The organism is Streptomyces sp. NPDC031121, assembly GCF_055570615.1.
Genome location: NZ_JBVIGV010000009.1, coordinates 46,949 through 68,870 on the forward strand (window position 1 = coordinate 46,949; position 21,922 = coordinate 68,870).

At 75.4% G+C, this 21,922-nt stretch carries 20 protein-coding genes and 1 pseudogene; 7 read left to right on the forward strand and 14 right to left on the reverse strand.

Features of this window, described 5'->3' with window-relative positions; genetic code table 11:
• Nucleotide 1: 1 nt before the first annotated feature.
• The 12 genes from ACZ462_RS18025 to ACZ462_RS18080 all read right to left on the reverse strand — a co-directional run bounded on the left by ACZ462_RS18025 (nt 2) and on the right by ACZ462_RS18080 (nt 13,484).
• On the reverse strand, nt 2–403 hold the full coding sequence (locus ACZ462_RS18025) for a hydrogenase maturation nickel metallochaperone HypA/HybF (protein WP_467806492.1): 402 nt from the start codon (nt 401–403) through the stop codon (nt 2–4).
• Between the two features lie 133 nt (nt 404–536).
• Nucleotides 537–650 (reverse strand): DUF6893 family small protein, encoded by a 114-nt coding sequence (locus tag ACZ462_RS18030; protein WP_467806493.1) that lies wholly within the window; start codon nt 648–650, stop codon nt 537–539.
• A gap of 37 nt (nt 651–687) precedes the next feature.
• Nucleotides 688–1,209: a hydrogenase maturation protease gene (locus ACZ462_RS18035; protein ID WP_467806494.1), complete on the reverse strand. Its 522-nt coding sequence runs from the start codon at nt 1,207–1,209 to the stop codon at nt 688–690.
• Nucleotides 1,206–2,621: a hypothetical protein gene (locus tag ACZ462_RS18040; protein WP_467806495.1), complete on the reverse strand. Its 1,416-nt coding sequence runs from the start codon at nt 2,619–2,621 to the stop codon at nt 1,206–1,208. The genes ACZ462_RS18035 and ACZ462_RS18040 overlap by 4 nt, the downstream gene beginning before the upstream one ends.
• Nucleotides 2,618–3,319: a DUF6084 family protein gene (locus tag ACZ462_RS18045; RefSeq protein ID WP_467806496.1), complete on the reverse strand. Its 702-nt coding sequence runs from the start codon at nt 3,317–3,319 to the stop codon at nt 2,618–2,620. The genes ACZ462_RS18040 and ACZ462_RS18045 overlap by 4 nt, the downstream gene beginning before the upstream one ends.
• Nucleotides 3,316–4,008: a DUF5947 family protein gene (locus ACZ462_RS18050; protein WP_467806498.1), complete on the reverse strand. Its 693-nt coding sequence runs from the start codon at nt 4,006–4,008 to the stop codon at nt 3,316–3,318. The genes ACZ462_RS18045 and ACZ462_RS18050 overlap by 4 nt, the downstream gene beginning before the upstream one ends.
• Nucleotides 4,005–4,520 (reverse strand): hypothetical protein, encoded by a 516-nt coding sequence (locus ACZ462_RS18055; RefSeq protein ID WP_467806499.1) that lies wholly within the window; start codon nt 4,518–4,520, stop codon nt 4,005–4,007. The genes ACZ462_RS18050 and ACZ462_RS18055 overlap by 4 nt, the downstream gene beginning before the upstream one ends.
• Nucleotides 4,517–6,301: a nickel-dependent hydrogenase large subunit gene (locus ACZ462_RS18060; protein ID WP_467806501.1), complete on the reverse strand. Its 1,785-nt coding sequence runs from the start codon at nt 6,299–6,301 to the stop codon at nt 4,517–4,519. Before ACZ462_RS18060 ends, ACZ462_RS18055 begins: the two co-directional genes overlap by 4 nt.
• 94 nt (nt 6,302–6,395) lie before the next feature.
• Nucleotides 6,396–7,475: an NADH-quinone oxidoreductase subunit B family protein gene (locus tag ACZ462_RS18065; protein ID WP_467806503.1), complete on the reverse strand. Its 1,080-nt coding sequence runs from the start codon at nt 7,473–7,475 to the stop codon at nt 6,396–6,398.
• Between the two features lie 124 nt (nt 7,476–7,599).
• Nucleotides 7,600–9,381: an enoyl-CoA hydratase-related protein gene (locus ACZ462_RS18070; RefSeq protein WP_467806504.1), complete on the reverse strand. Its 1,782-nt coding sequence runs from the start codon at nt 9,379–9,381 to the stop codon at nt 7,600–7,602.
• A gap of 236 nt (nt 9,382–9,617) precedes the next feature.
• Entirely contained in the window at nt 9,618–11,264 is a 1,647-nt protein-coding gene (locus ACZ462_RS18075; RefSeq protein ID WP_467806505.1) for an ABC transporter substrate-binding protein, read from the reverse strand.
• Nucleotides 11,265–11,339: 75 nt separating this feature from the next.
• The gene (locus ACZ462_RS18080; protein ID WP_467806506.1) at nt 11,340–13,484 is read right to left on the reverse strand and encodes a hypothetical protein; all 2,145 of its coding nucleotides are present in this window, start codon (nt 13,482–13,484) and stop codon (nt 11,340–11,342) included.
• A gap of 266 nt (nt 13,485–13,750) precedes the next feature.
• Here ACZ462_RS18080 and ACZ462_RS18085 point away from each other — a divergent pair, with 266 nt between their 5' ends.
• The 3 genes from ACZ462_RS18085 to ACZ462_RS18095 all read left to right on the forward strand — a co-directional run bounded on the left by ACZ462_RS18085 (nt 13,751) and on the right by ACZ462_RS18095 (nt 16,074).
• On the forward strand, nt 13,751–14,104 hold the full coding sequence (locus tag ACZ462_RS18085) for a hypothetical protein (RefSeq protein ID WP_467806508.1): 354 nt from the start codon (nt 13,751–13,753) through the stop codon (nt 14,102–14,104).
• 69 nt (nt 14,105–14,173) lie between these two features.
• Nucleotides 14,174–15,292, forward strand: coding sequence for a site-2 protease family protein (locus tag ACZ462_RS18090; RefSeq protein ID WP_467806509.1), 1,119 nt, complete (start codon nt 14,174–14,176; stop codon nt 15,290–15,292).
• A gap of 41 nt (nt 15,293–15,333) precedes the next feature.
• The gene (locus ACZ462_RS18095) at nt 15,334–16,074 is read left to right on the forward strand and encodes a PP2C family protein-serine/threonine phosphatase (protein WP_467806510.1); all 741 of its coding nucleotides are present in this window, start codon (nt 15,334–15,336) and stop codon (nt 16,072–16,074) included.
• Between the two features lie 10 nt (nt 16,075–16,084).
• Here the strand turns inward: ACZ462_RS18095 and ACZ462_RS18100 are convergent, their stop codons facing one another.
• Nucleotides 16,085–16,912, reverse strand: a complete 828-nt coding sequence (locus tag ACZ462_RS18100) for a LysR family transcriptional regulator substrate-binding protein (RefSeq protein ID WP_467806511.1) — start codon at nt 16,910–16,912, stop codon at nt 16,085–16,087.
• Nucleotides 16,913–16,969: 57 nt separating this feature from the next.
• On the opposite strand from ACZ462_RS18100, the gene ACZ462_RS18105 reads away from it, so the two are divergent.
• From ACZ462_RS18105 to ACZ462_RS18115, 3 genes and pseudogenes are all read left to right on the forward strand, one after another.
• Nucleotides 16,970–17,371, forward strand: a complete 402-nt coding sequence (locus tag ACZ462_RS18105; protein ID WP_467806512.1) for a DUF5997 family protein — start codon at nt 16,970–16,972, stop codon at nt 17,369–17,371.
• Nucleotides 17,372–17,497: 126 nt separating this feature from the next.
• Nucleotides 17,498–18,211: pseudogene (locus ACZ462_RS18110) on the forward strand (LamG domain-containing protein); the annotation flags it as partial.
• Nucleotides 18,212–18,451: 240 nt separating this feature from the next.
• Nucleotides 18,452–19,141: an HAD family acid phosphatase gene (locus ACZ462_RS18115; protein WP_467806515.1), complete on the forward strand. Its 690-nt coding sequence runs from the start codon at nt 18,452–18,454 to the stop codon at nt 19,139–19,141.
• A gap of 68 nt (nt 19,142–19,209) precedes the next feature.
• On the opposite strand, the gene ACZ462_RS18120 is transcribed toward ACZ462_RS18115, so the two are convergent.
• Nucleotides 19,210–19,884 carry a hypothetical protein gene (locus ACZ462_RS18120; RefSeq protein WP_467806517.1) on the reverse strand — a complete coding sequence of 225 codons (675 nt, stop codon included), beginning with the start codon at nt 19,882–19,884 and terminating at the stop codon, nt 19,210–19,212.
• A 1,122-nt stretch (nt 19,885–21,006) separates the two neighbouring features.
• On the opposite strand from ACZ462_RS18120, the gene ACZ462_RS18125 reads away from it, so the two are divergent.
• Nucleotides 21,007–21,909: an NAD-dependent epimerase/dehydratase family protein gene (locus tag ACZ462_RS18125; protein WP_467806518.1), complete on the forward strand. Its 903-nt coding sequence runs from the start codon at nt 21,007–21,009 to the stop codon at nt 21,907–21,909.
• Nucleotides 21,910–21,922 lie beyond the last annotated feature (13 nt).

Genomic DNA, 21,922 nt, shown 5'->3' on the forward strand with positions numbered 1-21,922 from the left:
TTCAGTGCTCCTCGACGATCGGTTCGCGGGTGGGGGCGGGGTCCTGCGCGGGCCGGTCCTCCCAGCGGGCGCCGGCGATCTCCAGCTCCCGCCCGGCGAGCAGGGCGACGTCGCCGGCCCGGTCGCAGTCGGGGCAGACGAGCAGCGGCGGCATGCCCGTCGGCCACTCGGCGGTGCAGGCGCCGCAGCGGGCGCGTCCGGGGACGGGCTCGGCGGCCAGGGCGGCGCCCGCCAGCACGGTGTCGGCGCAGGCGAGTTCGAAGCAGAAGGCGAGGGCGTCGGGCACCACGCCGGCCAGCTCCCCGACGCGCAGGCGGACTTCGGTGACGGCGGTCGCCCCCGCGGAGGCGGCGGCCTCCTCCACTTGCGCCACCACGGCCATGGCGATCGACATCTCGTGCATGGGACTCCGTCCTGCCGGGCCCCATTAGACGGCGGGCGCACCGGCGCGGGGGCCGGGCGCGCCGGTGCGCCGTGCCCGGCGTACTCCGTTCGGCCGCCGGGACGGCGCACCTGAGGCCCGTGCGGCCCGCCGGTCACATCCTGCGGATGTGGAGGTAGCGCCGGACGTCGGGCAGGAACGACTTCAGCAGGGCGGCGGCGATGGTGGTGCCGACTGCGGCCGCACCGCAGATGATGGCCTTCTTCACGGGGTCCTCCTCGGTTCGCGGCGAAGCCCGGTGCCGGTCACGGCACCAGGTCGCCGTCGGGGGTCTGCTCGTGGGTGCGGTGGACGAGGTCGAGCACGGTCCGCACGGCCTCCGGGACGGCGGCGGCCGCCTGCGGGCTCAGGCCGATGCCCTCGTCCAGGCAGGCGGGTTCGCAGCCGACGACCCAGGTGCGGCGGGGCGGGGCGGCGCCGGTGCCGGCGCAGAGGGTGCCCAGCAGGGCGAGGACGGTGTCGGGGGTCATCCGGTGCGCGTCCAGGACGGCTCCGGGCGGGGCCGCGTCCCCGGCGGCGCCGGCGTCGATCAGGTAGACGGTGCCGGGTTCGCCGCCGCGGGCGGTGGCGTCGACCAGGACGAGCGTGTCGTACCCGTCGAGGAGCCGGTAGGCGAGGTGGACGCCGCGGACGCCGACGTCGGCGGTCTCGACGCCCTCGGGGAGGTCCGCGGCGTGCTCGGCGAGCCGCCGGACGGCCTCGACGCCGAAGCCGTCGTCGCCGAGGAAGACGTTGCCGATGCCGGCGACCAGGGTGCGGCCGCTCACGCGTCCTCCAGGGGGGAGACTTCGTCGGGCTGGAAGTACAGGAAGCGGCCCTGGGCGCGGCGGATGTCCGCCCCGGGGTCGCCGTCGACGGTGACGGCGAGGTGGACGGCGCCGTCGACGTCGTGCAGGACGGCCTCCACCCGGGCGGTGCTGCCCAGGAGGAAGAGGTCCTGGGCGTCGGTGCGGCGCAGGCCCGGCCGGAGGACGACGCGGCTGCCGGGGCCGACGGGGACGCCGCCGACCAGGACCCGCTCGGGCACCGCCTCGGCGGTGTCCCCGGCGGGGTCCCACCAGGGGGTGGCGGGAGGGGCGGCCGCGCCGGGCGGCCGCGGCTCCGGCCCGCCGGGGGGCGGGGCGCCGGCGGGCGCGGTGGCCTCGCGGAAGGCGCGGACGGCGCCGTGGAGCCGGTCGAGCACCTCGGGGGGCATGGTGTCGGCGAGGTCGATCACGGCGGCCGCCCGCGGGTCGGTGCCGCGCGCCTCGCGCTTCTCCTCGTCGGTCAGGGCCGCGGTGCGCAGGGCGAGGATCTCGTCGATCTCGGTGGCGTCGTACATGGCCCCGGCGCTCTCGGGGGCGATGCGCGGGTGGTCCTCCAGGATGATCGGGGAGGACAGGACGGTGTCGGCGCGGCCGCCGTCCCCGGCGAGGACCGGCCAGGTGTGCCGGTTCGTGCAGGCGGCGACGACCGCCCGGGCCCACTCGGGCGGGTCGGTCATGGACAGGAACGATCCGGCGCTCAGGCCGAGCAGCAGGTGGGCGGCGACGAGGGAGCGGGCCAGGGCGGCCTCGCGGTCGGCGCCCGGGGACGGCTCCCAGCCGCTGGTGTTGTCGACGGTGGCGGTCAGTCTCAGCGCCCGGTAGGGCAGGTCGAGCTGTTCGGCGCGCAGCCGCACGACGCCGTCGAGGCGCTCGGCGCGCCGGACGAGCCGCCCGGCCTGCCGGCCGTCGGCGTCCGTGACGGGTTCGGCCTCCTCGGCGGCGGGCCGGGCGAACGGCAGCTCGACCTCGCCGGCCTCCAGGTCGGCGACGGGGACGGTCATACGGACCGTCTCCTCGGTTCCCTCGTCCCAGGGGACCAGGACCCGGTCGGGCAGGCGCAGTTCCGGTACGGGGGCGAACGAGCCGTTGGCGCGGGCCTCCTCGACGGTGCGGCGCCGGGCGTGCAGGAAGCGCAGCTCGACGGCGAGTTCGGCGTCGCCGCGGGGCTCCATGACGAGTTCGGTGCGCTGCCGGGAGGGTTCGCCGCCGGCGGGGCACCAGGCGGGCGGGACGAGGACGCCGAACTGCCAGCGCATGCGGTTCTTCGCGGCGGAGGCCCGGTAGGGGTAGAGGACGTAGCCCTCGAACAGGACGGCGTCGGCGACCTGCCGGGCGTGGCCGAAGCGGGAGTCGGTCGGGGCGGGCGCGGTCACGGGGCCGTCCTCTCTCCGGTGCGGGGCAGGACGGCGCCCGCCCAGGCGGGCCCGGGCGGCTCCGGGTCGGCGGCGCGGGCGGCGTCGAGGAGGACCCGTACGGTCTCCTCCCAGGAGGGCAGGGCCCGGCGGGAGCGGAAGGCGCGGAGTTCGGCGAGGGTGTCGCGGCGCAGGCGGAGCCAGCCGCAGCCGGGGAAGTGCTGCTCGATCATCTCCCGCCAGACGGTGACGGGCATCGGGCAGCGGGCCTCGCGGTCCCAGGGCACGGGTTCGACGCGGAAGCCGCCGGCGCCGGTGAACGCGGTGCCGGAGAACAGCATCAGCAGCGGCACGTCGCCGTCGTCGAGGGCGGCCAGGTAGCGGGAGGCCGCGACGTCGGTGTCGTAGGTGCAGGGGACGGGCACGTCGGTCTCGGTCTCGCCGGTGAAGCCGGGCACCATGACGGCGACCTGGGCGAACTGGATGGGTTGCAGGGTGCTGCCCCAGCGGGAGCGGTCGCCGAACAGGTCGTGCAGCGCTTCGGCCTCGCCGCTGCCGTAGGCGCGGCGGGCCGGCTCGATGCGCAGCTGGCAGCGGAGGGCGAGGGCGTGCACGGGGGCGCCGCCGGAGGCGGTGATGCGCAGCCGGAAGACGAGCGTGGGGCCGGCGGCGTACGGGTCGCTGCGGACGCCGGTGCAGGTGAAGGCGAGTTCGGTCACGGCCGCTCCCGTCCGTGGGCGGGGTCGGGCAGCGGCACGGCGCGCCGTTCGACGCGCCGGAAGAAGGCGTCGAGGGCGGCTCGGGCGTCGGGGCCGCCGTCGAATCCCTGCCAGAGCAGGCGCATGCGGCCGACGAGTTCGTAGCAGATGTCGATGGGGACGAGGTGGCAGTCGGTGCGGTCGGGGGTGCGGCGCAGCAGGAGCGCCTCCACGTCGGGTTCGAGCAGCGCGGCGAGGCGGCCCGCGCCGAGCACGGCCTGCCAGGTGTCCGGGTCGAGTTCGCTCTCGGTGGCGCCGGCGGGGCTCGGGTAGAGGGCGACGAGCCGGTCGAGGGCGGCGTTGCGGAAGAGGAACGCGACGCCGACGGGGATCCGCAGGGCTTCCCAGGCGGTGTCGTCCAGCCGGTGGCCGGGGTCGGTGAGGTAGCGGTCGGGGACGGTGCGGTACCGGCCCGCGCCGGAGCCCGGCCGGTCGAAGAGGAGGGCGCAGGGGGTGCAGGCGCACACCAGGGTCCGCTTCTCGGTCTCGACCAGGTGGCGGTGGCGGTCCTCGGCGACGGGGGTGCCGCACAGTTCGCAGACCTCGGGGCGCGGTGCGCGGGAGCGGGTGAAGCGGCGCAGGCCGCGGGCGGCCGGGCGGCCGGCCCCGGGGACGGGGGCCGGCCGGGCGGGGGTGCGGGCGGCGGTCACGGGACGCGCGCCGGGGCGTGCGGGCGGCGGCCGATCTGGAGGAGTGCGGGCTGCGGGGGCGCCGGCTCCAGTTCGACGGCGGTCACCTCGGGGGCGATGCCGGCGAGGGCGTCCTCGGCGGCGCGCCGTACGGCGTCGGTGCCGCCGCAGCCGCAGCCGCCGGTGGCGGCCGCACGGAGCCGGAGGACGCCGGTGGCGGTGTCGAATCCGAGGGGCTCGACCGGTTCGGGCAGGGTCGCGAGGGCGCGGGCGATACGGGCGTCGACGTCCTCGGGGTGCAGGTCGTGCAGGGCGAGCAGGCTCGCCACCAGGTCGTCGCCGAGCATGCGGGAGACGGGGCCCGCGCCGAGCCGCTCGGTGATCCGGGCGAGGCCGGCGCCGTAGAAGTCCATGAGGACGCGGACGAGTTCCTCGGCGGCCTCGCAGGCCTGCCGGTCCCCGGTGGCGGCGAGGCGGTCGAGGACGGCGTCGACACGGCGGCCCGCCTCGCGGGCGTCCATGGCGGCGCTCATCCGCCCAGTCCGCTCAGGCCGGTGGGGACGTGCATCGACTTCACGGTCCGGCCGCCGCCGACGTACATGTGGACGCCGCAGGGCAGGCAGGGGTCGAAGCTGCGCACGGCGCGCATGATGTCGATGCCCTTGAAGTTCTCCGGGGTGTTCTCCTCGAAGATCGGGGTGTTCTGGACGGCGTCCTCGTACGGGCCGGGCGTGCCGTAGGAGTCGCGGACGCTGGCGTTCCAGGGGGTCGGCGGGTACGGGTGGTAGTTGGCGATCTTCCCGTCGCGGATGACCATGTGGTGGGAGAGGACGCCGCGCACGGCCTCGGTGAAGCCGACGCCGATCGACTCGTCCGGCACCTCGAACTTCTCCCACGTCTGGGTGCGTCCGGCGCGGACCTCCTCCAGGCCCTTCTCGGCGCAGTGCAGGGCGACGGCGGCCGCGTACGCCTGGAAGTACGTGCGGGCGCGGTTGCGCTCCAGAGCGTTGCTCCACTGCGGGATCTTCCACTCGAAGGTGGTCTCGGGCTTGGTCATGGTGCGGGGGAGGTTGATGACGACGCTGTGGCCGGTGGCCTTGACGTAGCCGATGTCGACGAGCCCGGACAGGGCGGTGGACCACAGGCGGGCGATGGGGCCGCCGCCGGTGTCGAGGGCGAGGTGGTCCTTGCCGTCGAACCAGCGCGGGGACATCACCCAGCTGTACTTGTCGCCGAAGTCGCGCTTCTGCGGGGCGGGGATGGTGTGCTGGTTCCAGGGGTGGCGGGGGTCGACCGGGTTGCCGAGGGGGTCCTGGCGGACGAACGGCTCCTGGCCCTCCCAGTCGTCGTAGTACGAGCTGCCCAGCAGGATGCGGATGCCGAGGTTGATCTGCGTGAGGTCGTTGGTGACCAGTCTGCCGTCGACGACGATGCCCGGGGTGACGAACATCCGCCGTCCCCAGTCGGTCATGTTGGCGTAGGTGAAGTCGCAGTACTCGGGGTCGTTGAGGGCGCCCCAGCAGCCGAGGAGGACGCGGCGGCGGCCTACCTCCTCGTAGCCGGGCATGGCCTCGTAGAAGAAGTCGAAGAGGTCGTCGTGGAGGGGGACGACGCGCTTCATGAACTCGACGTAGCGCATGAGGCGCGACATGTAGTCCGTGAAGAGCTGCACGGAGGCGATGGTGCCGACACCGCCCGGGTAGAGCGTGGAGGGGTGCACGTGGCGGCCCTCCATCAGGCAGAACATCTCGCGGGTGTACCGGCTGACCTGGAGGGCCTCGCGGTAGAACTCGCCCTCGATGGGGTTGAGGGAGCGCATGATGTCCGCGATGGTGCGGTAGCCGTGCTCGGCGGCGTGCGGGGCCTCGGTGCGCTCGGCGCGGTCGAGGACCCCGGGGTTGGTCTCGCGGACCATCTTCTCGCAGTAGTCGACCCCGACCAGGTTCTCCTGGAAGATGTTGTGGTCGAACATGTACTCCGCGGACTCGCCGAGGTTGATGATCCATTCGGCGAGGTGGGGCGGCTTCACCCCGTAGGCCATGTTCTGGGTGTAGACGGAGCAGGTGGCGTGGTTGTCGCCGCAGATCCCGCAGATGCGGCTGGTGATGAAGTGTGCGTCGCGGGGGTCCTTGCCGCGCATGAAGACGCTGTAGCCGCGGAAGACGGACGAGGTGCTGTAGCACTCGGCGACCCGCTTCTGCTTGAAGTCGATCTTCGTGTGGATGCCGAGGCTGCCGACGATCCGGGTGATCGGATCCCAGGCCATCTCCACGAGGCCGCTGCCGTCGCCGGCGGTGTTCGTCTTCGGTGTCATCGTCTTGGCCGTGGCCCTTCTGGAAGCCGGGTGCGGGGGGTGGGGGTGTGCGGGTGCCCGGCCGGCGGGCGGGGCCGCCGGCCGGGGCGGGAAATCACCAGGGCCTGCGGTAGCCGGTGGTCAGCTCGCGTCCGGTGTGGCGCCACTTGGGCTCCTGGTCGACGGTGTGCAGGGTCATCGAGCGGAGCCTGCGGACGACCGCTCCGTAGACGCCGCTGGCCCGGACGGAGACGTGGGCGCCGGGCGGCTCGTCCATGAAGGGCATGAACTTGTCGGGGAAGCCGGGCATGGTGCAGGCGATGCAGATGCCTCCGACGTTGGGGCAGCCGCCGATGCCGTTCATCCAGCCGCGCTTGGGGACGTTGCACTTGACGACCGGACCCCAGCAGCCGAGGCGGACCAGGCACTGCGGGGAGTCGTAGGTCTCGGCGAACTGGCCCTGCTCGTAGTAGCCGGCGCGGTCGCAGCCCTCGTGCACGGTCTGGCCGAACAGCCAGGTGGGCCGGAGCTTCTCGTCCAGGGGGATCATGGGCGCGGAGCCGGCCGCCTGGTAGAGCAGGTAGGTGAGCGTCTCCGAGAAGTTGTCCGGCTGGATGGGGCAGCCGGGCACGCAGACGATCGGGATGCCGGCCTTCGACTTCCAGTCCCACCCGAGGTAGTCGGGCAGGCCCATCGCGCCGGTCGGGTTGCCCTCCATGGCGTGGATGCCGCCGTACGTGGCGCAGGTGCCGATGGCGACGACGGCGAGGGCCTTGGGCGCCAGCCGGTCGATCCACTCGCTGGTGGTGATCGGCTGCCCCGTCTCCGGGTCGTCGCCGAAGCCGCACCAGTAGCCCTCGGGCTTGATCTTCTCGTTGGGGATCGAGCCCTCGATGACGAGGACGAAGGGGTCGATCTCGCCGCGCTCGCCCTTGAAGAACCACTCGATGAAGGTGTCGGCGCCGTCGACCGGCCCGCACTCGAAGTCGATCAGCGGCCAGTGCACGGCGATCTTGGGCAGGCCGGGGAGGGTGCCGGTGACGATCTCCTCGATGCTGGGCTGCATCGCGGCCGTCAGGGACACCGAGTCGCCGTCGCAGCTCAGTCCGGCGTTGATCCAGAGGATGTGGATCGTGGGGTCCTCGGGCGTCGTCTCTGGCGTGGTCTCTGGCGTGGTCGGCGTTGCAGCGTCCATGCGGATCGCTCCTAGGATGCGGGGACGTGGGGGCCGCGCCGGGGCGGAAGGGGCCCGCCCGGGACGGGGCGCGCCGGGGCGGGGCGGCCGCCGGGGAAGGTCTGCGGCCGCCCCACCCTTCTTGCTAACAGCCGGCGGGCCCGGCCGCCCTGTTCTGTTCGGCCGGTGCGGTGACGCCCGCCCGGCGGGCGGCGGCCGGGACGCGCCGGCCGGGCACGCGGCGCGCCAGGTGCTCGGGGGTGGCCTGCGGGGGCTCCTTGCGGACGAAGGCGCGGCGCAGGGCGTGGTAGGGGGCGGCGGGGTCGTCGAAGGCCTCCCGCATCCGGGCCAGCTCCGCCTCCCGGTAGGCGGCGAGGGGCCGGAGCTGCTCGTCCACCTCGCGGCGGGCCTTCTTGCCCGCGATGCGGGAGTGGGTGGCGGGCCAGTCGGCCAGCCGTACGGCGAGACGGGCCGTTTCGTCCGCGAAGGCCTGCGGGGTGCACTCGATGGTGCGGTCGACCAGGCCGAGGCGGCGGGCGGCCTCCGCCCCGACGGGCAGGGCCTCGGCCGTCAGGCGCTTGGCGGCGGCGCTGCCGGTGCGGCGGGGCAGGGTGTACGTCCGGTACTCGGAGCCGTGGAGGCCCATCAGCCGGTAGTGCGGGTTGAGGACCGCCCCGGAGCGGCACCAGACCTCGTCCGCGGCGAGCGCGAGCATGGCGCCTCCGGCGGCCGCGTTCCCGCCGAGGGCGGCCACGACGAGCCGGTCGGTGGTGGTGAGGACGGCCTCCACCAGGTCGTTCATGGCGTGGATGTTGGCCCAGGACTCGGCGGCCGGGTCGGCGGCGGCCTCGATGACGCCGAGGTGGATCCCGTTGGAGAAGAAGTCGCGGCCCCCGCCGAGGACCAGGACGGAGGTGGGGCGCGTACAGGCCTCGCGGTACGCGGCGAGCAGGCGGCGGCAGTGGTCGGTGCCCATCGCGCCGCCGGGGAAGGAGAACGACAGGAAGCCCGCCGCGCCCTCCTCCCGGTAGGAGATGTCGGACCAGGTGCGCCGGCCGGCGGCCTCCGCACCGGCGTCCGCCCAGGTGGGCGCGGGGAGTTCGGGCAGGGCGGGCAGCAGGCCGCCGAGGGCGAGGGCGGCGGGGAGCTTGACGGGGGCGGGCTGCCCGGGGGCGCGTACGGCCCGCAGCTCGGGGATCCACACGGCTCCGTCGGCGGTCGCCCGGCAGATCGCGCCGGCGCGGGTGGCGAGGAGTTCGCCCGGCCGGCCGCGCAGGCCGTCCTCGGGGTGGCCGCCGTGCAGGTACCACCGGCCGCCGAGCAGGTCGTCGAGGACGCCGGGCCGGGAGTCGGCGGCGCGGAGCGTCCGCACGACGCTGTCGGTGGGGTCGCGGTGCCAGTCGATGCGGCGGTGCTCCTGGCGCATGGGCGGCCGGGTGCGGCCGGTGTACTGCGGCTGCGGCGTGTACGTGCCGGAGGCGAAGCGGTCGACGGCGAGGAAGACCGCGGCCAGGGCGGCGTCGGCGATCTCGCCGCGGTAGGCGTCGCTCTTGGCGACGGGCGGGAGCGGGCACTCCACGGACGCCCAGACGTCGCCGGCGTCCATCTCGGCCTCGGCCTGCAGCACGGTGACGGCCCACCTCGTCGCGCCGTCGCCGACGGCCCAGTCGAGCGAGGAGGGCCCGCGGTCGCCCACCGGGCCGGGGTGGACCACGAGGCAGGTGTGCGCGGTGAAGACCTCCGGCGGGATGGCCGTCTTCAGCATGGGCGCCAGCACCAGGTCCGGACGGTGCCGCTCGACGGCGTCGGCGAGGCGGGTGCCGGGCAGGACGAGTTCGACCGCGACGCTGTGCCCGCGTTCGCGCAGTTCGGCGTGGACGCGCTGGGTGAGGCTGTTGAACGCGCTGGCGGCGAGGAGGATGTGCACGGGATCTCCCAAGCGTCCGGACCGGCTGCGGGCGGCCGGTGGGGAACCGGCCGCCGCCGATCGTCCGTGACGGGCGCGCGCCGGTCGGGGCGCCCTACGGCGGGTGTCACCCGGAAGTGGGCGCCCCGGCCCGCCACCTGGTGGAGGGCGGGCCGGGGCGGGGCGGGGGCGCGGACGCGCGGGATCCGGCCGGGGCGGGCGGGGCCGGGTCGGGCCCGGGGCCGCCCGCCGGTCCGTCAGCAGCCGGGGGCGCCTGTACCGCCGCGCTGCGGCAGGCTCAGGTTCGGCGCGGAGCTGGGCCACGTCAGGGTGGCGGTCTTCGTCGTTCCGTCCGCGTTGATCTGCACGATCGGCAGCGGCTTGCCGATCGGGTTGCCGTCGTCGCCGAAGGAGAGCCAGCCGCTCGCGCCCGGCAGCATCTGTGCGCAGTAGAACTGGTGCAGGATGCCCGTCAGCTGGCCCGGGTTGCGGACCCCCTCCCCCGCCCGCCGGACCGCGCTGATCGCGGCGGCCGTCGCGTCGTGCGTGAGCATCGCCTGGCCGCTGGCGAGGTGCGCCGGGTCGAAGCGGAGCGGGGCCGCGCCGCCCTGGCCGGTGCCCGGCCCCTGCTGGGTGCACGGGTCGGGGCTGCCGGTGAACGCCGACCGGAACTGGTCGTGGTTCCGCTTCGCGTCCGTGCCGGGGCAGTCCTCGCCCCACTGGTCCGGGCTGGCCAGCGCCGTGTACGCCACCTCGACCCGCCCGGACTTGATCCCCTCGAGCACGGCCTCGTCGCGGATGGCCTGGGAGGCGTCGTCCCCGGCGATGATCCGGAGCCTGTCGACCCCGCACGGCGCGCCCTGGACCCAGGTCTGGACGAACGCGCCCAGGTCGCGGCCCCGCCCGGCGAAGTACACGGCCGAGGGGGAGGCCTGGCAGAGGTTGGCGTGCATCAGGTTGAACTGGTCGATCAAATAGTTCCGGCGGCCGGAGTCGGCGGCCAGCTCGCGGGGCGACGTGTAGGGCAGGGTGGTGACGGTGCGGCCCGGCGCCTGGAAGCGGGTCCTGGCCTCGGCGGCCAGGGTCGCCGTGTAGTCGTCGCCGTCGACGCTGTCCGCGATGACGGCGAGCGAGGTGACGGCCGGGCTGAGCGTGCCCGCGTACTGGTTGGCGGCGATGACCGCGTCCGTGTTCGTCGGTGCGACGCGGAACATGTCGGGGATCGGCTTCGTGGGGTCGTCCGGGTCGAGGTTCATCGAGTTGCCGGTGACGGTCGAGCCGATCACCGGGATGTGCAGTTCCTTCGAGAGGGCCGCGGCGGCCCGCCGGGTCTGCTCGGTGGACTGGCCGAGGCCGACGACCGCGGCGATCCGCTCCGACGCGGCGTGCTTCTTGACGCTGTCCACGGCCTGCCGCCAGGAGCCGTACCGGCTGCCCATGTTGGCCAGGTACAGCTTGATGCCGGGCCGGCTGCCGTACGCGGCGGTGTTGTTGGCCCGCCACACCGCGGTCACGGCGCCTTCGATGTTGTGGTACAGCGATTCGCGGGTCAGCGTGTCCACGTCCACGACCGGCGACAGGTTCAGCATCAGGACGACGCCGGCGGACTCGCCCCGCACCGCGTCGTTGGCCGCGCGGATCGTCTTCTCCAGCTCCCGCATGCGGGCGGGCTCGTCCTTGGTGAACGGGGTGCTCTCCAGGTTCACCCCGACGCAGGCGAGGGTGGGGCCCCGGCCCGCGGCCGTCATGCCCTTCCCGCAGGCCAGCTCCGGCCGGACGAGGAACTCGTACGCGCGTATGCCGCCGAGGACGAGGCCGGCCACGAGGACGAGGGCGGCGGCCCCGGCGAGCACCGGGTGGCGGCGCCACCGGACGAAGCGGGGAATGCGTACACCTGCGGGCATGAGGACTCCTAGCGGTGCGGGCGTTGCGGTGCGCGGCGCGGGCGGGCGGACGGGCGGGCGGGCGGGCGGGCGGGGTCAGGCGAAGAGGGCGCCCGCCTGCTGGAGGGCGCTGACGTCGAGGAGGCGGGAGTTGTGCGCGAGGCGTTCGAAGCCCTCCTCGATCTGGGCGTCCCAGCGCCTGCTGCGCTCGGTGAGCGGGTCGTTGTACAGCCACAGCAGGGCGAGCAGCTTCGCGGTGGCGACGGCGACGACGTCCCGGCCGGAGCGTTCGACGCCGGCGAGGAGCACCGCGTACGCCTCGTGCGCGGGCCGCTCCTGGAGCAGGCGGCACGGCGCCGACGCGAGGTAGTCGAGGAGCCGCACCCACGCGCGGTGGTCGCGGTCGAAGCGGTTCGCGAGGGTCTCGGCGACGGGCGCGAAGTCGCCCAGGCACAGGTCGTAGAAGAGCTGCTGCTCCTCCCGGGCGGGCGCCGGGCCGCCGTGGGCGGCGGCCGGCGGGGCCAGGGCGTGGGCCTGCCGGGCGAACACCTCCCGCCAGGGGTCGGGCGGGCCGTCCCCGGCGGGTCCGGCGGCGGACAGGGCGGTGAGGGCGCAGCGGCTCAGCCAAGGGTGGAGGACCGCGGGCCGGTCGGCCTCCCCCCAGCCCACGTCCCGGATGAGGGAGGGGCGGTGGAAGAAGGTGCTGACCCACAGGTTGCGGCGGAGCAGCTCCAGGCTCCGCGGCAGGTCGGCTATCTCCGGCGGGACCCGGGGGTCGTCCGCGGTGCGCATGTCCGCGAGGTAGGCGGCGGCCAGGACCGCGGGCGGCGGGGCGGTCCACGGCCCGGCGGGTACGGCGAGGCCCTCGGGCAGGCACGTTTCCAGGGCCCGGGACCACAGCGGTCTGCCGTCGGCGTCGACGGCGGCGGGCAGGGGTCTCTCGCGTTCGGCGGCGTCCGCGTCCGGGGAGGTGCCGGCCCGCTGCTCCTGCACGGCGAGGACAGCGCCCCAGTGGCCGCCGGTCAGGGCGTGCACGACGGGGGCGGGGACGGGCGCGGCGAGCAGGGCCCCGTCGTCGGCGACGGCGGCGGCCCGCTCCTCGGGCATCGGGTCGAGCCAGACCGGATACCAGTAGTGCGCCGCGGAGGCGGGGTCCGGTGCGGCGCCCGCCCCGTCCTGACGGGTCCACACCGTGCGGGTGGCCTGCGACAGCAGGGGGATGCGGCGCTGCGGGGTGTCGGGCAGAGGGGTGGTGCGCCAGGGCTCGCACCACCGGGTCGTCCACTCGGGCTGCCACTGGTCGCAGGCGGCGAGGACGACGACGGGGTCCGCGGCGGCCGCCGCGCCCGGCTCGCTCTGGGCGTTGCGCAGCCGGGCGGCGACGAGGGCGGACAGGAAGCGCCGGCCCGCCGGGGTCTGAGCGCCGTCCACCAGCAGGACCCAGGCGTGGTCGTGCCGGCCGCGGGCCCCCTCGGACTCGGGTATCTCGCACGAGCAGGCCGACCGCAGCGCCGGGTGGCGCTCGGCCTGGTCCTTGGCGTCGGCGAGGAACGCCGCCATCAGCGGCGCGACCACCGCCGACCGGGAGGCGGAACTGAGCCGGATCAGGGCGTCCACGGAACCCGCGGCCTCCGCCTCCGGGATGCCGACGTGCCAGCGCAGCGCATCGCGCAGGCCCCACCGGGCGGGGCCCTGGAGCAGCGAGCCGATCACGGGCCGGGCCCGTTCCCGTACGGCGGAGGCCGTCTCGCGGGGCCCGGACACCAGCGGGCTGAGGACGCCGGTGGCGACGACGTCCATCGTGGCGTCGACGGCCTCCTCCAGGCGGGAGGCGAACCGGCCGCGGCGCGTGTTGCGGGTGTACTGCTGGATCAGTCCGCGGATCTGGTCGGTGGCGCGGGCCCGGTCCGGCTCCAGCTCCTCGTTCAGCGCGAGCAGTCCGAGGGCGAAGCGGTGGAAGACCGGGCTGCGGCGCAGGGTGTCCCAGCCGCGCATCATCTGGAAGGCGGTCAGGGCGGCCGCGGACACCGGGTCGACGGGGTTCTCGTGGAAGTCGAGGTGCGCGTGCACCACCGTCGAGCCGCATCCCTGGGAGACGGCCCGCAGCAGGCTGGACTTGCCGGACCGGCGGGGCCCCAGCAGGGCGACCACGGGCTGCCGGCGGCCGGGATGGCGCCAGATCATGTTGCGGAGGAACGCCTCCGCCCCTTCGGCATGGCCGAACTCCGCCGCAGCGCTCACCACTGACCGCCCCCCGACTGCTGTGAAATGGAACGCACCGCCGCCACGGAAGGTAACACCGGGAGGACGGGGAGCGACGGGGATCTGCGCAACCGTTGCACGGCTGTGGAGCGCCTGTTGCGGAGGCGGCACGGCCGGGCTCCGGCGGGCGCGGGGCCGACGATCTTCGGTCGTTATGCTGCAACCGCGCCGGCGGCACGCGCCCGCGCCAGGAACGACGACGCGATGTGCCGGGCCGCCGCGTGCGGCCGGAGAGGGAGCCCCCGATGGACGTGCAGCACTTCGAGCGGATCACCGCCTTCATCGAGGCGCGCCTCACCCCGCTGTTCGACGAGGCCACGGGCAGCGAGCGCGGTTTCGCGATGGACGACACCTCCCGTGCGCTGCGGGCGCTGCGCAACGCGGTGCTGGAGGCGTCGGCGGTCAGGGGCCTGATCGAGAAGCGGGAGACGGCCGACGCGGCGCTGCGCCGGGTCATCGACCAGTCGGTGGAGCACCACTGGGATGTCCTGCGCGGCATCGCCCGGCAGTGGGAGGACCACGCCGACTTCCTGCGGGAGTTCAAGCGCCACGCCTGGGAGCTCGACGCCGCGCCGGCCGCCGCCACCGCCGCGGGCTGACCTCCCCGCGCCGGGCGGGCGGCGCGACAATGGGCGTGTGGGCCCGCCGCCGAGGGGCAGGAGGCGGAGATGAACGGCTCGGTCCCCGTCGGCCGGGTGGTCGGCGTTCCGCTGCGGATGCACTGGAGTGTGCCGCTGCTCGTGCTGCTCTTCGCGTACGGGCTCGGCCGCCGGACGCTGCCCGCCTGGACGCCCGGCCGGTCGGACGCCGTCTACACCGCGGCCGCGGCCGTCGGCGCGCTCGCCCTGGTGGCGAGCCTGCTGCTGCACGAGACCGCGCACGCCGCGACCGCCCGGCACAGGAAGATCGCCGTCGAGGACGTGACCCTGTGGGCGCTCGGCGGCATGACCCGCATGGGCCGGCCCCCGACGGCCGGGGCGGCGTTCCAGGTCGCGGTCAGCGGGCCGCTGGCCAGCCTGCTGCTCGGGAGCGCGGCGCTCGGCGCCGGGGCCGGACTGCACGCCCTGACCGGGTGGCACGTCCCGGCGGCGGTGCTGGTGTGGCTGGGCTGGACGAACCTCTTCCTCGGCGTGTTCAACCTGCTGCCGGCCGCGCCGCTCGACGGGGGCCGCGTGCTCCAGGCGCTGCTGTGGTGGCGCACGGGCGACCGGGAGCGGGCCGAGCGTACGGCCTCGCGCAGCGGGCAGGCCGTCGGCATGCTGCTCGCGGCGGGCGGGTGGATCGCGTTCCTGCGGGGACGGCCGGACGGGCTGTGGCTCATCCTGATCGGCCTGTTCATGGCGTTCGTCGCCGCCGCCGAGCGGCGTACCGCGGAGCTGCGCTCCGCGCTGGAGGGGGTGCGCGTGGCCGACGCGATGACGAGCCCGGTGGCCGCGGCGGCGGACTGGCTGAGCGTACGGCGGTTCATCGACGAGGTGGCTCTGGAAGCGCGGCACTCCGTGCTGCCGCTGCACGACTTCGACGGCCGCCCCAGCGGGGTGGTGGAGGTGGCCAGGCTGGCGTCGGTCCCCCGGGAGCGGCGCGAGGAACTGCGGGTGCGGGACGTGGCGAACCCGGTGGAGCGGTACGCGGTCGTCCCGCCGGACCTGCCGCTGGCGGAAGCCCTCGACCGGCTGCGGCCGGGCACCGGGCTGCCCGTGCTGGTGGTGGACGGCGGTCGGCTCGTGGGGATCGTGACGGCCTCGGACATCGCCCGGATGCAGCGCCGGCGCACGCTGGGCGGCTGAGCCGCGCGGGCGGCGCCATACCGGGCGACAATGGGTGTGCGATGCCGTACGTAGCCGTGAGCGCCCTCAGCCACCCCGGCCTGATCCGCGACCACAACGAGGACAGCCTCGTCGTCGGACCGTGGACGCTGTGCGCCACTGCCACCCGCACCCCGCAGACGTTCGTGTTCCCGCTCGGCGACCCCGTCGTCGTGGCGGTGGCCGACGGCATCGGCGGCCAGCCGGCCGGGGAGGTGGCCAGCGCGCTCGTGGTGCGGCAGCTGTCGGCCCTCGGGCCGGCCCTGGACGGCGAGGAGGCGGTCCGCGAGGCCGTCGCCCTGTGCGACCGGGCCGTGTACGCGGCCGCGGACGGCGATCCGGGGCTGACGGCGATGGGCACGACCGTCGCGGGCGCGGTCGTCCTCGGCGAGTCGCTGATCTCGTTCAACGTGGGCGACAGCCGGGTGTTCGACGCCACCGGAGAGGAGCTGCGCCAGGTCAGCGAGGACGACAACCCCCCGCTGCCGCCGGGAGTGCGGACGTCGTCGGTGCTGACGCAGGCGATCGGCGGCGGGGGCGGGCCCGGCCGGATCCACCCGCACGTCTCGGTGCAGCCGATCGGGCCGGGGGCGCGCTACCTGGTCTGCTCGGACGGGCTGACCGATCCGGTCCCGGAGGAGGAGGTCGGCGGGCTGCTGCGCGTCCACGACGACGGCAGGGCCGTGTTCGAGCTGTGGCGGGCGGCCGTCGAGGCGGGCGGTCCCGACAACATCACGCTCGCGCTGGTGCGGATCGGCTCCTAGCGGCTCCCGGTCAGGGCCGGCGGCGGCCGCCCTTGGTGCCCTTGGCGGTCCGGGCTCCCTTGGCGGGTCCCGCTCCTCTGCCGCCCTTGGCCGTGCCGCCCTTGCCTCCGCCGCTCTTCGCCGTGCCGCCCTTGCCGCCGGCGGCTCCGCCGCGCGGGTTCCGGCCGGCCGCGGCCTTGCCGGCGGCGACGCGGCCGCCGCCCTTGGCGTCCTGCGTCTCCCGCTGCGGGCCGCGGGTGCTGTTGACGGTGCGGCCGCGGACGATGCCGATGAAGTGCTCGACCAGGTCGGGCGTGGGGTCGGCCTCGGGCCAGGAGAGCGCCACCCGGGAGGCGGGGGCGTCGGTGACGGGCCGGTACGTGAGGTCCTTGCGGTGGTGGAGGCGGGCCAGGGACTGGGGCACGACGAGTACGCCGATCCCGGCCGCGACGAGTTCGATCGCGTCGGCGGTGGTCGCCGGCCGCTCGAACGCGGGACGGCCGGGCAGGGCCTCCCAGTCCAGGGTGTCGTCGAGGGGGTGCAGGACGATCTCGTCGGCGAGGTCGGCGGTGGACACCTCGTCCACGGCGGCCACCAGGTGGTCCTTCGGGACCACGACGACCGTCGTCTCGGTGTACAGCGGGATCGCCGCGAGGCCGCCGCGGTCCGCGGGGATCCGGACGAGGCCCGCGTCCGCCGCGCCGTCACGGAGCGTGCCCGGCGCCTCGGCGGCGGACACCTGCACGAGGGTGAGCGGGACGTCGGGCAGGCGCTCGTTCCAGATCCGCACCCACTTGCTGGGCGTCACTCCGGGGACGTACGCGAGCCGGAACGAGGGAGGTGCTTCCGAGCCTGTCACCCGCCCAGGTTACCGGGCGTGGTCAGGAGTAGCGCACACGCTCGATATTCTTGTCGCATGACGTCGCACAAGACCGCCCAGACCATGAAGCCCGCCACGGCGGCGAAGAAGCTGGGTGTGTACCTCGAGGCCACCCCCGCGGAGTTCCGGGAGGGTGTCGTCTCCCGCAGCGAGCTGAACGCGCTGCAGGCCGACCCGCCCCAGTGGCTCCGGGACCTGCGGCGGCTCGGCCCGCACCCGCGCCCGGTGGTCGCGGCCAGGCTCGGCGTCTCCATCGCGGGACTCGCCCGCGGCGGCGTCACGGAGGCGCTCACCACCGAGCAGATCGACGCCCTGAAGCAGGACAACCCCGAGTGGCTGCAGAAGGAGCGCGCCACGCAGGCCGAGGTCCGCAAGGAAGCGGTGCGGATCAAGGAGCGCAACGCCGAGCGCGAGGCGCGCGGCCAGGCCGGCGCCTGAGCCTCGTCCGCCCCTCGCACACCGTGTGACCCGCGCGTGTGCCGAGGGGCGCCCGGTGCGCCGGAGCAGACCCGGCGCACCGAAGCACTGAGCCCGTTACGGGCGATTCCGGTGGAGATCAGCAGAATGGGCGACCTGCCGTACGGGCAGGCATTTCGTGTGATCTCGCAACTCTTGGCATGGTTCCGCCCTGCCGCAACGACGGTGTTCACTGCCGACTTCACGTCCACCACCCAATGGGTCGCCGGCCGGTCCTGGGCCTATCCCAACGGCGGCCCGGTCAACCCCGGCGACAACAAGCTCGACCACCTCGTCTCCGACCCCGCGTACAGCCGCAGCGGAACGTTTCGCGCGACCCGCCGCCCCGACGGCAATTGGGACGCGGGGCTGCTCACCACCGAGGGCAGCCGGGAAGGCTTCCAGCTGCGCGCGGAGGACGTCCTGGAGGCCCGCGTCAGACTCCCCCGGGAACTCGGCGCCTGGCCTGCGATCTGGACCTGGCGCGACGGCGGCAACGAGGTCGACGTCTTCGAGTACCACCCCGACAACCCGGACCTCCTCGAACTCTCCAACCACGTCCGCCGCGGCGGCTCGCACTACTACCGCAACCCGGCCGTGCAGCCCGGCGGCTGGGTCGACCTGAAGGTGAAGTTCGGCGCCTGGTCGGTCGTCTGGTGGGTGAACGGCACCCGCGTGTACGCCGACCGCACCGGGGTCGGGTGGCGCTGGCGGGCGTACATCATCGTCAACCTGTCGGTGTGCGCGGGCCGTTACCACCCGGCGCCCGAGCCGGACGTCTCGGAGATGTCCTACGAGGTCGCCTACCTGCGCGTCACCCGCTAGGGGGTCGCGGCGGTTCGCACCGCGGGCCCCGGCGGCGCCGCGGCGGTGCGCACCGCCGCGGCGCAGGCGGCCGGCCCGGCGGACCCCGCTGCCGGGCGCCCCCGACTCGACCGGGCGGTAGGGCTGTTCACCGGAAAGCCCGAAGAAATTCCCTACCGACCGGTAGACATCCCTTGCGATCATGCCGATTCTGGCCGCGTACATGCCGAATCCCCATGTCGTGAGGAGCGCCCCCACATGCGCAGCACCCGTACCCGCAGCCGCATACGCACCCTCGGAACCGCAGCCGGCACGGCGGCCGCGACCGCCGCCCTGCTGCTGGCCCCCGCCGCCACCGCGTCGGCGGCCCCCGCCGCGGCACCCGCCCCCGCCGCCGCACCGGCCGCCACGACGACGTGGGCCCCCGGCGGCAACGCGGCCCTCCTCGGCATCGACTACGGCATGTGGAAGCGCGACGTCGCCGCCGTCGTCGGCGAGGCCCGCCCCTACGTCGAGCAGCGCCTGGCCCGCTCGCCCGCCGGCGAGCGCCCCGCGATCGTCCTCGACATCGACAACTCCTCGCTGGAGACCGACTTCCACTGGTTCTGGACGCTCCCGACGCCCGCCATCGCCGAGGTCCGCGACCTGACCCGGTACGCCCACGAGCACGGCGCCGCGATCTTCTTCGTCACCGCCCGCCCGGGCATCATCGGCTCGCTGACCGACTGGAACCTCAAGCAGGTGGGCTACCCGGTCTCGGGGCTCTACGTCCGGGACCTGCCCGACCTCTTCGACGAGGTCAGCGCGTACAAGACCGGGCAGCGCGCCGAGATCGAGTCGCGCGGCTACACGATCATCGCCAACATCGGCAACAAGCAGAGCGACCTGGTCGGCGGCCACGCCGAGCGCACCTTCAAGCTGCCGGACTACGGCGGCAAGCTGTCCTGACCGTACGCCGGCGGACGCGGGGCGCCGGACCGGGACGCCCGGCCCGGCGCCCCGTCCCGCGGCGGGGCCTACGAGCGCAGGGGCGGCGCCGGCAGCGGGGCGCCGTCCCGGGCCAGGGTCGCGATCAGCAGCAGCGCTCCGGTCCAGCCGAGCGGCACGACCGCCGACGGGAAGCCGGATCCGTTGACGGTTTCCGGGAGTTCGCCCAGCCCGTTGCGCTTGGACAGCACCCAGTCCAGCACCCGGTCCGCCTTGCCGCCCTCACCCGTGTGCGCCCAGGCCACCGCGAAGAACGAGGTGCTGGCGGTCCAGGCGTACGAACCCCAGCCGAAGCCCGGGTCGTTGCCCGGGGAGAGGCCCCCGTTGGGCAGCAGCAGGGCCTGGTACGTGGAGTCCAGCGCGGCGGCCAGGCCGGGCGGGGCGGTGTTCACGGGCGGCGCCGTGAACGCGGCGGCGCTGTCGCGGCCGTGCCGCCCGTCGGCGGTGCGCGGGTAGCCGCCCGGCGCGAAGGAGGCGGCGATGCCCGCCGAGAGCCTCCGTGCGGCGTCGGCCCAGCGGTCCCGGTCGCCGGTCTCGCCGAGGCCGGCCGCGAGGTCGGCGGCCGCGTTGAGGCCCGAGAGCAGCGGGGCCGCGGTGCCGATATTGGGGCTGTCCGTGCCCAGTTCCCAGTAGTCGGGGGAGGCCGGCGGCAGCCCGTCGGCGCCGAGCGAGCCGGCGGCGTGGTCGGCGGCCTTGCGCACCATGGGGTACGGGGGCCCGCAGCCGCGCCCCGCGGTCCGCGGCCGGGGCCTGCCGGTACCAGTGCCACGTCGCCCACGGCACCCAGCCGTTGCCGTCGAGCTGCCGGGCCCTCGCGTCGGGCGGGCCGCTGCCGTCGAGCTTGGTGCGGGCCTCCCAGGTGCCGTCGGGGCGCTGCGTGGCGGCGTCGTACCGCAGGATCCGGTACGCCTCCGCGTCGTGGCCGGTGGCCGCGAACGCGACGGCGGCGAACGCCCCGTCGCGCGGCCACGAGCACTCCCAGGCGGGCGCCCATCCCGCGGCGAAGGCGCCGCTCGGCCGGAGCAGCGCGCGCAGCGAGAGCAGGGCGCATGTTCCCGCTCTCGGCGGTCGCCGCCTGCACGTGCAGGTAGTAGGTGGCGCCGGGGGTGACGTCCGCGACGAGGGGGAACTCCGGCCGGCCGGCGCCCGCGCCGCCCGGCGAGGCGAGGGTGACGGTCCGGGAGGCGAGGGCGGACGCGGGGTCGGCCTTGTCGCGGCGGATCTGCGCCGTGATGGTGCCGGTGGCGGCCGCGCTGCCCACGTAGACGCTCACGCGGGTGGCGCGGCCGCTGTCGACGGTGAACTCCTGGGCCGCCGCGTGGTCGGGGGACTTCACCCCGAACAGGGCGGTCGGGTGCAGGGGCTGCCCGTCGTACGGGACCGCCGCGGCACCGGGCGCCGACGGGGGCGCCCGGCGGACCCCCGGAGGGCAGGGCCTGGTGCACGGCGGACGGTGCCGCGGCGAGCACGCCCGTCGCGAACGGCATAGGGTGCTGCCCTTCTGTGGAGGGGGTGTCGCGGGCCCCCGCTGTGCACGCCGGAGGCGGCGCCGCCGTGCCGCCGCGGCGTGTCCCACCCGAGCGAGCGGCAATTCCGTCCGATGGTGCGACATCCCCGGTCGGCCGCCGTCCGCCGTACCGGCGCCCCACCTGCCGGAGTGGCGCACGTCACACGAGCGCCGGCCGCCCGACTGTCACGAACGGCCCGGTTGCGCGGTCCGGAGGGTGGAAGGCGCCGCGACGCGGCACACGGAGCGGCGCGGGCAAACGCGCGAACGCGGCACGACCGGGGCAGGAGGCCCCGTGCCGCAGAGGAGGCAGAGAACGATGAAGGTGCTGCTGGCCGGTGCGACCGGGGCGATCGGCCGCCCCCTGACCCGCATGCTGCTCGCGGACGGGCACGAGGTGCTGGCGCTGGCCCGGTCCGAGGCCTCGGCGCAGCGCGTCCGCGGCCTCGGGGCCGAGCCGGTGCCCGCCGACGCGCTCGACCGGGAGGGCCTGCTGCGCGCCGTCGAGGGCCGCACCGCCGACGCGGTGGTCCACCAGCTGACCGCGCTGAAGGCGCCGAAGCGGACCCTGACCGCCGACGACCCGTCGAACGTGCTGCGCGCCGCGGGCACCGACCACCTGCTGGAGGCGGCCGGCGTCCTCGGCGCCACCCGCTTCGTGGCGCAGTCCCTGGTCACCGGATACGGCTACGGCGACCACGGCGACCGGGTGCTGACCGAGCGCGACCCGTTCGGGGTGCTCCGCGGCACGGTCTCCGACCATGTGGTCACCGGGCTCACGGCCGTCGAGAGCCGCGTCTTCGCCGCCCGGCACGTGGCCGGCACGGCCCTGCGGTACGGCGTCTTCCACGGGCCGGGCACCTGGTTCGACCCGGACCCGGCGAGCAGGACCGTCCCGGTGCCCGTCGGCGGGGGCGGCGTGATGTCCTGGGTGCACGTCGAAGACGCCGCCGCCGCGACGGTGGCGGCGCTCCGGCACGGCGGCGCGGGGGAGGCGTACAACATCGTCGACGGCGCGCCCGCCACGTGGGGTGAGGCCGCCGCCCTCGCGCGCGGCGGGCGGCGGTCGCTGAGGCTGCCGGGCGGGCTGCTGCGCCGCATGGTCCCGTATCTGGGCGATCTGATGCTCGACACGACGCTGCGCGTCTCGTACGCCAAGGCGGCGGCGCAGCTCGGCTGGACGCCCCGGCGCCCCGGGCCGGGCGCGGACCGGACCCGCTGAAGGGGGCGTCCCC